Source organism: Georhizobium profundi (genome assembly GCF_003952725.1).
In the GTDB taxonomy this organism is placed as follows: Bacteria; Pseudomonadota; Alphaproteobacteria; order Rhizobiales; family Rhizobiaceae; genus Georhizobium; species Georhizobium profundi.
Genome location: NZ_CP032509.1, coordinates 3,216,086 through 3,228,454 on the forward strand (window position 1 = coordinate 3,216,086; position 12,369 = coordinate 3,228,454).

The following is a 12,369-nucleotide window of genomic DNA, read 5'->3' on the forward strand; positions in this document are numbered from 1 at the left end:
TGAAAATACGCGGCGGCGCATTTGAAGCAATCGGCATTTCCGCTTTTGGGCATGAATGTGGCCCCTATGGAATGGCCTTGTTGCACAAAAGCCACGATTTCGCCGCGGGCCCACCGACCCCTTAAAAGATGATTAATGAAAAAAGGGAAATTGGAACGGTCTGCAACCGCGTGAGGGGCCGACAAGGGCCCTGAAAGGCCGAGAATCGCGGGGCGCTGCGCCCCACGATTCGTGTGCTGGTCGATTATTCCACGGTGACCGACTTGGCGAGATTGCGTGGCTGGTCGACATCCGTGCCCATGAATACGGCGGTGTGATAGGCGAGCAGCTGGATCGGTGCGGAGTAGACGATCGGGGCTGCGATCTCCGGAACCTTCGGCACGACGAGCGTCGCCATCGTTTCCATGTCGGCCGCGGCCGCTCCTTCGGCGTCGGTGATCAGAATGATACGCCCGCCGCGTGCCGCGACCTCCTGCATGTTGGAAACGGTCTTTGCAAACACGGCATCATAAGGCGCGATGACGATGACGGGCATCTTCTCGTCGATCAGCGCGATCGGTCCGTGCTTCAGCTCACCGGCCGCATAACCCTCGGCATGAATATAGGAGATTTCCTTGAGCTTCAGGGCTCCTTCCATGGCGAGCGGAAAGGAGGTGCCGCGGCCGAGATAGAGCACATGCTTATAATGGGACAGTTCCTGCGCCAGCTTCTCGATCTGGGGCTGAATTTCGTTCAACGCTTTGGTCATGAGCCCGGGAATCTCGACCAAAGCCTGACAGAGCTCGGCTTCGCGCGCGTCATCAATCGTGCCGCGTTGCCGGCCGGCGATGATGGAGAGCGAGGCGAGAACGGTAAGCTGCGCCGTGAACGCCTTGGTTGATGCGACGCCGACCTCGATGCCCGCAAGCGTCGGAAAGATTGCATTGGCTTCGCGGGCGATTGTGGATTCTTGCACATTGACCACGGCGCCGATCGGCAGCCCATTGTCCTTGCAGTAGCGCAGTGAGGCGAGCGTGTCGGCGGTTTCGCCGGACTGGGAAATGAACATCGCCGCGTCGCGCGGGCCGAGCGGCATTTCGCGGTACCGGAATTCCGACGCAATATCGATTTCCACCGGCAGGCGGGCATAACGCTCGAACCAGTATTTGCCGACAACGCCGGCATAGAACGCGGTGCCGCAGGCCGACATGGTAAGGCGATCAATGGCCGAAAAGTCGATCGAGCCATCGATCGGCTTGCTCTTCAGCTCGGCAAAATCGATGTAGCGGCTCATCGTCCGGCTGATCGCTTCCGGCTGCTCGTAGATTTCCTTTTCCATGAAATGGCGGTGATTGCCGCGATCGACCGCGCTCGCCATGACCTGCGACCGGGTTTCCAAGCGCGTGACCGCGGCGCCGCTGCCGTCGTAGATGGTGGCGGTATCAGCGGTCACGACCGCCCAGTCGCCATCTTCCAGATAGGTGATGCGGTCGGTGAAAGGCGCCAGCGCGACGGAATCGGAGCCCAGGAACATCTCGCCATTGCCGTGACCGATGGCGAGCGGTGGTCCATGGCGGGCCGCCAACAGCATGCCGCCCTCGCCTTCGACCATCACGGCAATCGCATAGGCGCCCTCGAAGCGCTTCACCGCCTCGCGCATGGCCGCCACGGGATCGGCGCCTTCTGCGATCAGCGTCGAAATAAGCGCGGCGACCGTTTCGGTGTCGGTCTCGGAGTGAAAGGTGATGCCCTTGGCGCGCAACTCGCTGCGAAGCGCTGCGAAATTCTCGATGATGCCATTGTGCACGACGGCGACGCCGCCCACGAAATGCGGATGCGCGTTATTTTCGGTCGGCGCGCCATGGGTCGCCCAGCGCGTATGGCCGATGCCGATCGTGCCGCCAAGCGGATTGCTGGCCAGCACCTTTTCCAGATTGACGAGCTTGCCTTCGGCACGGCGGCGATCGAGCTTGCCATCTTCGAGCGTCGCGACCCCGGCGGAATCATAGCCGCGATATTCAAGCCGCTTCAGCGCATCGACCATGCGCGGTGCCACGCTCTCGGTGCCGATGATTCCAATGATTCCGCACATGATAGCTGTCCCCGCTGTCTCAATCTTCAAAGGTGCGACCGGAGCCGCGCGTCACTTGCCGGCGGATCGTCCCGCCTTCACTGCTTCGTTGCGGGCACGGATATCGGCTGCCCGGCCCGGCTTTTCGGTCTGGCGTGCGCGCCCTAGAGCCAGCGCATCGGCCGATACGTCTTCGGTGATGACGCTGCCCGATGCGATATAGGCACCGTCTCCGATCGCGACCGGAGCAACCAGCGACGTATTGGAACCAACGAAGACACCGGCGCCGATCGACGTCAGGTTCTTGTTGATGCCGTCGTAATTGCAGGTGATCGTACCGGCGCCGATGTTGGATTTCGCCCCGATCTCGGCATCGCCGATATAAGTCAGGTGGTTGATCTTGGCGCCCTTGCCGATCTTGGCCTTCTTGACTTCGCAGAAATTGCCGACCTTGGCCTTTTCGGAAAGGTCCGCGCCCGGCCGCAGCCGCGCGAAAGGACCTATTTCGCAATCGGCGGCAACCGTTGCGCCTTCCAGGTGGGAGAATGCGCGGATCACGCTGCCCGCCCCGATCGTTACACCGGGACCGAAGACCACGTTCGGCTCCAGGAATGCATCGGGCTCGATCGCGGTATCATAGGCGAGGAATACCGTTTCAGGCGCCTGCATCGTCACGCCTGACAGCATCAGCTCGCGGCGTCGGCGGCGCTGCCAGGCAGCTTCAAGCTCGGCCAGTTCGACACGGGTGTTGGCACCCATGAGGTCTTCGGCGGGTGCCTCGACAACATTCACGCGCGCGCCATCGGCAACGGCGATCGCAACGATGTCGGTCAGATAATATTCGCGCTTGGCATTGTCGTTGCCGATCCGGTCAAGCCATCCGAGTATCCGGTGGCCCGAGATCGCCATGACGCCGCCATTGCAGAGCGTGATCTTTCGCTCTTCGGGGCTTGCGTCCTTGTGCTCGCGGATGGCGGACAATGTCTCGCCTTCGACGATCAGCCGCCCATAGCCGGTAGGATCCGCGGCATGGAAGCCGACGACCGCGATATCGGCGCCTGATGCCAACGCACTTCGGGCACGTTCGATCGTCTCGGTGGAAAGCAGCGGCGTATCGCCGAAGAGCACCAGCACATCATCGAAGCCAAGCGCGATCGTATCGCGGGCGGCAAGAACAGCATGGCCCGTTCCGAGCCGCTCCGTCTGAAGATGTGTCGCCACGTCATGGGTGCTCAGTGCCGCCGAGACCGCTTCGGCGCCCCGGCCGACCACCACCGCGAGGCGATCGACGCCGGCCTGCCGCGCGGCTTCCGCGACATGGCCAACCATTGGAAGACCGGCCACCTTATGGAGCACCTTCGGCAGGTCGGAGCGCATCCGCGTGCCTTCGCCCGCTGCCAGAACCACCGCCAAGCATGATCTGCCGCTCATAGTCGATCCTTGTCCCTGAAAGCCCCTCGAAAAAGCCGATCGACTGCCTGCCTAGCTTGCCGGGCTTGCCAAAAAGCAAACACCGGCATCTGTCGGCCTCTCTCGACGCAGCATGACCAATTCCCGATTAACGGGCGGCTGCACTCTTTACAATTGTGGGAACTACGGTTCGCACCGCATCGATGATGCGATCCTGCGTCGCCTCGTCGAGATAGGCGTGCATGGGAAGGCTGAAGACCTCGGCTGCAAGCCTGTCGCAGACCGGCAGCGCACCACCCGCCTTGGGGTAATGCTGGTACGCAGTCTGCACGTGCATCGGCTTCGGATAATAGATTGCCGTGGGAATGCCTTTCGCCTTGAGCGCGTCAAGAATGCTGGAGCGATCCCGACCGGGCGCCCTGATCGTGTACTGCGCCCAGGTGGACCGCGTGTCTTCCATGACGATAGGCGTGACGACGACGTCTGAAAGTCCATCGCTGTAGCGCTTCGCGACCCTGTCTCGCGCCTCGATTTCGCTGGGGAACAGCGCGAGTTTCTCGATCAGGATGGCGGCCTGGATCGAATCCAGCCGGCCATTCATGCCGATGCGGACATTGTCATAGCGCTCGCTGCCATAGCCGTGGTTGACCAGCGACCGGATGATCTTGGCCAGTTCGTCGTCGCCGACGAAGATGGCGCCGCCATCGCCATAGCCGCCGAGCGGCTTGGCGGGAAAGAAACTGGTCGTAGCGATATGGCCGATCGAACCGGTGACGCGGCCCTTGTAGGTCGCGCCAAACCCTTGAGCGGTGTCGCACATGATCCAGAGGGCGTTTTCCTCGGCAATCGGCTCGATCCGATCGTAGTCGGCAGCTTGGCCGAACAGGTCGACCGGGATGATGCCGACGGGGCGATGGCCGGCAGCCTTGGCGTCCAGGATCGCCTGGCTCAGGCTTTCCGGATCCATGTTGTAGGTGTCTTCGAGGATATCGACGAAATAAGGGGTCGCGCCGAGCCAGGCGACGACTTCGCCGGTGGCGGCGAAGGTGAAGCTTGGGCAGAAGATCGCGTCGCCGGGACGCACGTCTTTCGCCATCAGACCGAGTGCCAAAGCATCGGTGCCGTTGGAGCAGGCAATGGCATGGGTCGCGCCGCAGAATTCGGCTAGTTGCTTTTCCAATTCGGCGACTTCGGGGCCCATGATGTACTGGCCGTGATCGAGGACACGCGCAATTGCAGCGTCGATCTTCGGACGAATCACGGCCTGCTGGGCTGCAAGATCGATGAATGGAATGGGTTGTTCCGACATGACTGGCCTTTCATGCAATTGGGGCGACCGGCATCGCAATACCGGATACGCGCTCATGCTGTCCAATCGCGGACAGGCGATAATGTGCGGGGAACCCGGCGCGGTACGCAGCCGATCGGGTCGATGACTGCCACAGAATCACCTGTGCAACAACCCGCCCCCGCCTGCGCGCCATGCACGAGAGATTGGGTCAGTTCATGGCGCGTGATCATCAACCATCGCCAAACATCTGTGGGTTTTGCGCCACGAGGGGCGAACGACCGGACTTCGAGATGCTAGGTAGACGGCTTGGCTGACATCCGGGAGACCAAATGCGCGTCGACATCGACATGGGAGAGACAGGCGAGAACAAGCCGGCCTTGCTCGATCTCGAAGAGTTGCTCGCGACGCGTCTTCTCGTTCAGGGCAATTCCGGCTCCGGCAAGTCGCACCTTCTGCGGCGGCTCCTGGAGCAGAGTGCGCCCTGGGTGCAGCAGTGCATCATCGATCCTGAAGGTGACTTCGTCACGCTGGCCGACCGGTTCGGTCATGTGGTCGTGGATGCGGCCCGCTCGGAGCAGGAATTGCTGCGCATCGCCGCGCGCATCCGTCAGCACCGTGTTTCCTGCGTCCTCAATCTCGAAGGTCTCGAGGCGGACCAGCAGATGCGGTCGGCCGCAACGTTTCTGAACGGCCTGTTCGATGCCGAGCGCGATTACTGGTACCCGGTTCTCGTGGTGGTCGACGAGGCCCAGTTGTTTGCACCGGCGGCAGCGGGCGACGTGGCCGAAGATGCGCGACGCGCTTCGCTCGGCGCCATGACCAATCTCATGTGCCGTGGCCGAAAGCGTGGGCTTGCCGGTGTGATCGCGACGCAGCGGCTCGCCAAGCTTGCCAAGAACGTCGCCGCCGAAGCATCCAACTTCCTGATGGGCCGCACCTTTCTCGACATCGACATGGCACGCGCTGCCGACCTGCTCGGCATGGACAGGCGCCAGGCGGAAATGTTCAGAGACCTGAAGCGCGGAAAATTCGTGGCGCTTGGCCCGGCGCTTTCACGTCGTCCGCTGCCGATCGCGATCGGACGGGTCGAGACCGAGGCCCGCTCGACCAGCCCGAAATTGACGCCCCTGCCCGACGCGCCAGCACCGGAGGAAGCGCGCGATTTGATCTTTACGCCGGGTCCAGCCGAGCCGGTCGTGATGACGCGCCGAACCGCACCGCCGCCGCGACCCACGACTGATATCCTGGCCGAACTCGCCAAGGCCGCTCCGGCCGGCGCGCAGGAGGAGGACGAGGAGGAGCTGAGCGAAGCCGAGACGGAAACGGCGGCTTTCGAGCGCGACCGGATGATCGACGGGCTGCTGACGGCCATCGTCGCCGATCCCGACGCCGCTTTCCGGAGCGACGGCGAGCTGTACCAGGATTTTCTCGTGCGGGCCCGTATCGCAAGGCTTCCCGGGCCGGCAGTCACTCTCGCTGTCTTCCGGCGGCGCTTTGCACTCGCCCGCGTCGGCATCGATGCGGAAATGGCGGCGAGCGACGACTGGAGGCAGGTCATCAATCTCGCGGAATCCCTGCCGGACGATGTTCAGGCGGTTTTCATTCTGGTCGCCAAGGCAGCGCTCACGGGTGCCGCCTGCCCGTCGGATGCGACACTGGCACGGGCCTACGGCACCCATTCCACGCGCCGAGCGCGCCGGCTGCTGGACTATTTCGAAGAGCGCGGGCTGACGGTGGTGCGGACGGATTTCGCCGGCAAGCGAATCGTTGCTTTCCCCGATCTCGGTTGCGAAACCGGTCCCGGCGCGGCCGATGGCCCGGAAGCGAACCTGGTTTCACTATCCGCAGCCTAAGCTCTTACTCCAACCAACATGGCGGGTAGAAACGAAAAGGGCGGGCCGATGTGGCCCGCCAAGGTGGTTTCCTCTCTGATGTCGCCTCAGAGCCGGCTATGTTCGAAGATCAGATGTATGGCGGAACGCCGTAATAGTCGTTGATCCGGCGGGTGCTTTCGGTATCGCCCCAGTCGAACTCGCGTTCACGCGCGTAGCGCGGTGCGCCTTCGAGCTGATCTTTGGAAAGATCGACCACATAGCTTCCCTGGCGCTCATCATAGGTGAGCTTTTCCCATGGCAGCGGGTGATATTCCTCACCGATCCCGAGGAAGCCACCGAACGACATGATGGCATACTTCACTTTGCCGTCGCGCTTCCCGATGACGAGATCGTTGACGCTGCCCAGGTGCTCGCCCGCACTATTACGGACTTCGGTGCCCTCAACGCGTGTCGCGCGGATATTCTCAGAAGAGACGTTCATCGTTCTGCACTCCCTTTTTCGATGCAGGGGAAACGCGACGGCGAATCCGAGGTTCCTCAATTCGGCTTCACGCAACATTTACCACCGCCTTCTCGCGTGAACTCACGTTAAAGGTGAGTTTTTTGGTAGACTATTAGGTCGAGGTGCTGATAAGCGGTCGGAAACTTCCGGATCCACCCAACTCGAGATCTTCATGAACCGCGCAGCGCCTTTCCTTCTCTCCGTCCTTTGCGCCATTCTCGCCGTGCCCGCGCAAGCGCAGACGGCTCCGGAGCCGCAGGGCTTATCTATGGAATTGAACGCCACTGCCGAGACGGAGAACGGCTGCATGATGACGTTCGTCGTCGAAAGCGGGCTCGGTAACGATATCTCCAAGGCTTCGTACCAGATGGTGTTCTTCAACGGTGAAGGCCTGGTCGAGCGCATGACGGTGCTCGACTTTCAGGATGTTCCCGCAGGCCGCACGCGCGTTCGTCAGTTCAACATCGGTGGAACGGCCTGTTCTTCGCTGTCCCGCGTGCTCGTGAACGATGTGGCGACCTGCGAGAGCGCCGACCTCGGCGAAGACGCCTGCATCGTCTCACTCGCGGCCTCGAGCCGATCCGACATCGAATTGTCCAACTGACGCCGGAGGGCACAGCGTGATCAACCAGATCATCGACATCATCGCCAATTTTCTCGAGCTCGGCGGCTGGGTCGTCGGCGTCCTGCTCGTCCTTTCGGTGTTCGCGCTCGCGCTGATCCTGATGAAGTTGGTGCAGTTCGCCCGCGAGCGCGTCGGGGCACACGGACGGGCCCGAAAGGCGATCGAGCTGTGGAGCCAGAGAGACTATCGCGGCGCGGAAGCAGCGGTGGCAAACGACCGTTCGCTCGTCTCCGAAACCATGGTCACCGCCATGCGGCTATCCGTGCGGCGCTCGGTATCCAAAGCGGCGGTCGAGGAAGAAGTCAGCCGGATCGCCGTCGACCGTCTGCACAAGCTGCAGCGGGGCTTTCGTGCGATGGATGCCATTGCGCAGATTGCGCCGCTTCTCGGCCTTTTCGGCACGGTTCTCGGCATGATCGAGGCTTTCCAGAGCCTGCAAGGCGCCGGCAATGCCGTCGATCCGTCCATTCTCGCCGGCGGCATCTGGGTCGCGCTTCTGACAACGGCTGTCGGCCTCGCGGTCGCGATGCCGGTGTCGCTGCTTCTCACCTGGTTTGAGTCCCGGGTCGAAAACGAGCGCGTCGCCGTGGAGACGCTCACCGGCGCGTTCCTGTCGTCCCGCGCGCTTGGACTGCGCGATGGGCATGAGAGTGAACCGCATCGCGATTTTGCCGCCACCGTCGATGCGCGGAGCGCTGCCTACTGATGCGCGTCCAGGCCTCCGTCCGAAGAGCGAGACGGCTGTCGCTCACGTCGCTGATCGACGTGATCTTCCTGCTGCTGTTGTTCTTCATGCTGTCCTCGACCTTCACCCGGTTCGCCGAGGTGGAGCTGGCAGGCGCACAGGCGACGACCGGCTCATCCGGCACGCCGGACGTGCTGGTGCGGTTGGCGGATGACGGGTGGAGCGTCAATGGCCTCGCCCATGCCGATATTGCGAGCGTCGCCGCAGAGGTCGCGCGGCTTGAAGAAAGCGGCGCGGAATCGGCCGTGCTTCTGGTGCGCGGCGAGGCGCAGTCGCAGGAATTGATCAGCGCCATCGAGGCGATCCGCGGCGCAAGCGCCATCCCCTTGAGCGTCGCGCAATGACGATGGCGATCGGAACAAAGCGATGAAACTGCCCGCCCCCAAAAAGAAGACAGCGCCCGAGAACACCATCACGCTCATCAACGTGGTGTTTCTCATGCTGATCTTCTTTCTGGTCGCCGGATCGCTCACGCCGCCGATCGACCAGGAAGTTTCGATGATCAGCACGAGCGAGGCGGAGCGGACGGCACCTGCCGACACGCTCGCGATCCGCGCCGATGGCTCGCTCTGGTATCGCGGCCAACCGGTAACGCTTGAAACCTGGGCTGCCGAATACACCGGCGGCGAAAATGCTGCGGATAGGCCGAAGCTGCTCGTCGATCGAGCACTGCCCGCATCTGATCTGATCGAGATCGCCAGCGGCTTGCGAGCGCTCGGCGTCGAGACAGTGACGGTCATGACGGAGCGCGCCGCGCCATGAGCCGCACCCAGCCCCTTATCGACCTGATGGCGTATGATGCCGAGCCTCCCGCCGGCGGCAGCGACTTCGAGCCTATCGATTTTGTCCCTTCCAGCGAAAGGGCGACATTGATCGAGGGGCTTGCCGATGCCCATGGATCGCTGCCTTCGACATCGACCGCCGAGCCGGATGCCATCGACCCAGCGGACATTCCACTCATTGCACGAGGACGCCAGAGCGCCGGCCTGACGCTTCAGACGATTGCCCTTCTCGCTTCCGTCGCCATCCATCTGGGGGCAACGGCTGCCTTCATGAACCGGACGCCGGATATTCAGATCGCTGGGGGTGGCCCCATTTCGGTTTCGATGATCGGCAGTGCGTTCGAAGACGCGGAACTGATGGGCGAAGTTACCCCCGAGCCGGTAGAGACCGCCCCCGTCGAGCCCGTGGAGACGGCCGAACAGGCCATCACGCCGCAGCAAACACCTGTGGAAACGCCAGAGTCCGAGGCAGAGACTTTGCGGGCAACGCCGGTCGAGGAGATCGCTCCTTCGGCTGATGGCATCGTCGTTGCCGAAGAGCCGGCGCCGACCGAGCCCGAGCCATTCGAAATGGTGGAGCAGGAAACGGTGCCCGTGGAGCCAGAGCCGCTGGAAGCCGAAAGCGCGCCGGAAGAGGCGCCGATTGCGAGTGCCGAGACGATCGAGCCGCTGCCGGACCCCATTGCAAACGCGCCGATCCCGACGCCCCGTCCCGCCTATACGCCCCCGCCACCGCCGCGCCAGGTCGCGGAGCCGGCTCGCCCGGCGCCACAAGCGCAAGGCAATCAGGGGCAGCAACAGGCACAGCAGCGCCAGGGCACCAGCGATGGCCAGGCGCGATCGGGCGCGGCCACGCAAGGGTCACAGGCCAGTGCCCAGGCGCAAGCCGCCGGCAATGCTGCAGTCTCCAACTATCCGGGCCAGGTGGTGACAAGGCTCAGGCGCGCGCTACGCTACCCGGCAGCTGCGCGGCGGGACCGCCTGACCGGCGAGGTGCATGTGAGTTTCACCATCGCGGCAGGCGGCGGTGTCAGCGGCATTTCCGTCGTGCGCAGTTCGGGCTCGCCAGTGCTCGATCAGGCAGCCATCGAAACCGTGCAGCGGGCCGCGCCCTTCCCGCAGATTCCTCAGGCGGCAGGCCGCTCCTCATGGCCTTTCTCGGTGCCGCTGGCATTCACGCGCTGAGCCGCCTATAGCTCGACGCTCCATTTTCCCGCATGCCCCATCCGACATAATTCTGGCGAAGATCCCTGACCATGGCCGACCGTCCGCCTCGCATCCACCTCGACAATGCCGATCTGACGCGCGGCCATCCGCTTGTGGTGCTCTTTCGCCTGATCCGCGACGAACGCCGCCGCGTGGTCATGGCGACCGCCTCCTCGATCATCAACAAGATCTTCGACGTGATGCCAGAGATCCTCATCGGCATCGCGCTCGACGTCGTGGTGCGTGGCGAGGCGTCCTTCGTGGCGCAACTCGGCTTGAGCGACCCGACCGACCAGCTGATCGCGCTCGGCATCGCCACGTTCCTCATCTGGTTCGGCGAGTCGCTGTTCGAATATATCTACCAGGTTCTCTGGCGCGGGCTGGCGCAGGACGTGCAGCACCGCCTGCGCATCCTTTGCTACAACCACGCACAGTATCTGCCGACCCGCTTCTTCGAGGAGCAGCGCTCCGGCAACCTCGTCACCATCCTCAACGACGACATCAACCAGCTGGAGCGGTTTCTCGACGGTGGCGCCAACACGCTGATCCAGACCTTTGCCGCCGTGATCCTCGTCGGCACGGTCTTCTTCATCGTCTCACCGCTCATCGCGGTCGTCGCCTTCCTGCCGGTCCCGGCGATCATTTTCGGTGCGTTCTGGTTCCAGAAGCGCGCCCAGACGCGGTACGACACGGTGCGCGCGCGTGCCGGCCAGCTCGGCGCGAAGCTGACGACGAACCTGCAGGGTCTCGCCACAATCCGCGCCTTCGGCGCCGAAGAGCGCGAAACTGAGGCGCTGTCGCAAGAAAGCGTCGGCTATTTGACCGCCAACCGGGCCGCCATCCGCATTTCGTCGGCCTTCATACCGATCATCCGCATGGCGATCTTGTCTGGCTTCCTGGCGACGTTTCTTATCGGCGGCTGGATGACGCTCAACGGCACGATGGAAGTCGGGGCTTACGGACTTCTCGTCTTTCTCACGCAGCGATTGCTGTGGCCGATGACCGGCCTTGCGGAAGTCATCGATCTCTACGAGCGCGCGATGGCGTCGACGCGACGCATTCTCAGCCTGCTCAACGAGCCGATCGCCAAGGACGAGGGCACCCATGACGTTGCCGTCGACGGCCGCTTCGCCCTGAAGAACGTCGCGTTCCGCTATGAGACGAGCAATGGCGGCGTCAACGGGATTGACCTCGACATTCCAGCAGGCCACACGGTTGCGCTCGTCGGTCCGACCGGCGGCGGGAAGTCCACACTGATCAAGCTGATCGGTCGGTTCCTTGATCCTCAGTCGGGCTCGATCGCGCTCGACGACGTCACGCTCGATCGCTGGACGATCAAGGCGCTTCGGCGCTCGATGGCCTGGGTGCCGCAGGAAGTGACGCTGTTCGCCGGCTCGGTGGCAGACAACATCGCCTATGGACGCCCTGACGCAAGCCGTGACGAGGTGATTGCGGCGGCCCGGCTTGCGGAGGCAGACAGCTTCATCAGCGCCCTGCCCGATGGCTACGACACCTCCATCGGCGAATACGGCCAGAAGCTTTCCGGCGGCCAGCGTCAGCGTATCGCGCTGGCGCGCGCGCTCCTGCTCGACCCGCGCATTCTTATTCTCGATGAGGCCACCAGCGCCGTCGACAACGAGACGGAAGCCGCGATCCAGCGCTCGCTCGCCAAGATGCGCGGTCAGCGCACCGTCATCCTCGTCGCCCACCGCCTGTCGACCGTCGTCCATGCGGACACGATCCATGTGATGGAACAGGGCCGCCTCACCCAATCCGGCACACATGCCGAGCTGATCCGCCAGCCGGGCCTCTACCGCACGCTGTGGAGCATCCAGACCGGCGAGGCGCCGCGTGAAAGCGCGACCGTCGAGGACATATCGAAGGCCGCGCGGTCCTGACGTTGCGGCCCAAGGGACTGATCTT

The 12,369-nt window shown here is 63.2% G+C and carries 11 protein-coding genes; 7 read left to right on the top strand and 4 right to left on the bottom strand.

Annotated features, from left to right (window positions below):
- Window positions 1–244: 244 nt before the first annotated feature.
- From glmS to D5400_RS15525, 3 genes are all read right to left on the bottom strand, one after another.
- Window positions 245–2,071, bottom strand: coding sequence for a glutamine--fructose-6-phosphate transaminase (isomerizing) (gene glmS / locus D5400_RS15515; protein ID WP_126010837.1), 1,827 nt, complete (start codon window positions 2,069–2,071; stop codon window positions 245–247).
- Window positions 2,072–2,122: 51 nt separating this feature from the next.
- Window positions 2,123–3,481: a bifunctional UDP-N-acetylglucosamine diphosphorylase/glucosamine-1-phosphate N-acetyltransferase GlmU gene (gene glmU, locus D5400_RS15520; protein WP_126010838.1), complete on the bottom strand. Its 1,359-nt coding sequence runs from the start codon at window positions 3,479–3,481 to the stop codon at window positions 2,123–2,125.
- A gap of 127 nt (window positions 3,482–3,608) precedes the next feature.
- A complete protein-coding gene (locus D5400_RS15525) occupies window positions 3,609–4,769 on the bottom strand; it encodes a DegT/DnrJ/EryC1/StrS family aminotransferase (protein ID WP_126010839.1) in 1,161 nt (386 codons plus the stop codon).
- A gap of 311 nt (window positions 4,770–5,080) precedes the next feature.
- Between D5400_RS15525 and D5400_RS15530 the strand changes: the two genes are divergently transcribed.
- Complete coding sequence (locus D5400_RS15530; protein WP_126010840.1) at window positions 5,081–6,604, top strand: helicase HerA domain-containing protein; 1,524 nt, start codon at window positions 5,081–5,083, stop codon at window positions 6,602–6,604.
- Window positions 6,605–6,713: 109 nt separating this feature from the next.
- Here D5400_RS15530 and D5400_RS15535 read toward each other — a convergent pair whose 3' ends face one another.
- A complete protein-coding gene (locus D5400_RS15535; protein ID WP_126013397.1) occupies window positions 6,714–7,067 on the bottom strand; it encodes a PRC-barrel domain-containing protein in 354 nt (117 codons plus the stop codon).
- A 193-nt stretch (window positions 7,068–7,260) separates the two neighbouring features.
- Between D5400_RS15535 and D5400_RS15540 the strand changes: the two genes are divergently transcribed.
- The 6 genes from D5400_RS15540 (at window position 7,261) to D5400_RS15565 (ending at window position 12,344) form a co-directional block, all read left to right on the top strand.
- Window positions 7,261–7,692 carry a hypothetical protein gene (locus D5400_RS15540; protein ID WP_126010841.1) on the top strand — a complete coding sequence of 144 codons (432 nt, stop codon included), beginning with the start codon at window positions 7,261–7,263 and terminating at the stop codon, window positions 7,690–7,692.
- 16 nt (window positions 7,693–7,708) lie between these two features.
- Window positions 7,709–8,419, top strand: coding sequence for a MotA/TolQ/ExbB proton channel family protein (locus tag D5400_RS15545; RefSeq protein ID WP_126010842.1), 711 nt, complete (start codon window positions 7,709–7,711; stop codon window positions 8,417–8,419).
- Window positions 8,419–8,802: a biopolymer transporter ExbD gene (locus D5400_RS15550; RefSeq protein ID WP_126010843.1), complete on the top strand. Its 384-nt coding sequence runs from the start codon at window positions 8,419–8,421 to the stop codon at window positions 8,800–8,802. The genes D5400_RS15545 and D5400_RS15550 overlap by 1 nt, the downstream gene beginning before the upstream one ends.
- A 22-nt stretch (window positions 8,803–8,824) precedes the next feature.
- On the top strand, window positions 8,825–9,220 hold the full coding sequence (locus D5400_RS15555; RefSeq protein WP_126010844.1) for an ExbD/TolR family protein: 396 nt from the start codon (window positions 8,825–8,827) through the stop codon (window positions 9,218–9,220).
- A complete protein-coding gene (locus tag D5400_RS15560; RefSeq protein WP_245451313.1) occupies window positions 9,217–10,425 on the top strand; it encodes an energy transducer TonB family protein in 1,209 nt (402 codons plus the stop codon). Before D5400_RS15555 ends, D5400_RS15560 begins: the two co-directional genes overlap by 4 nt.
- Window positions 10,426–10,496: 71 nt before the next feature.
- Window positions 10,497–12,344, top strand: a complete 1,848-nt coding sequence (locus D5400_RS15565) for an ABC transporter ATP-binding protein (protein ID WP_126010845.1) — start codon at window positions 10,497–10,499, stop codon at window positions 12,342–12,344.
- The last annotated feature ends 25 nt before the right edge of the window (window positions 12,345–12,369 follow it).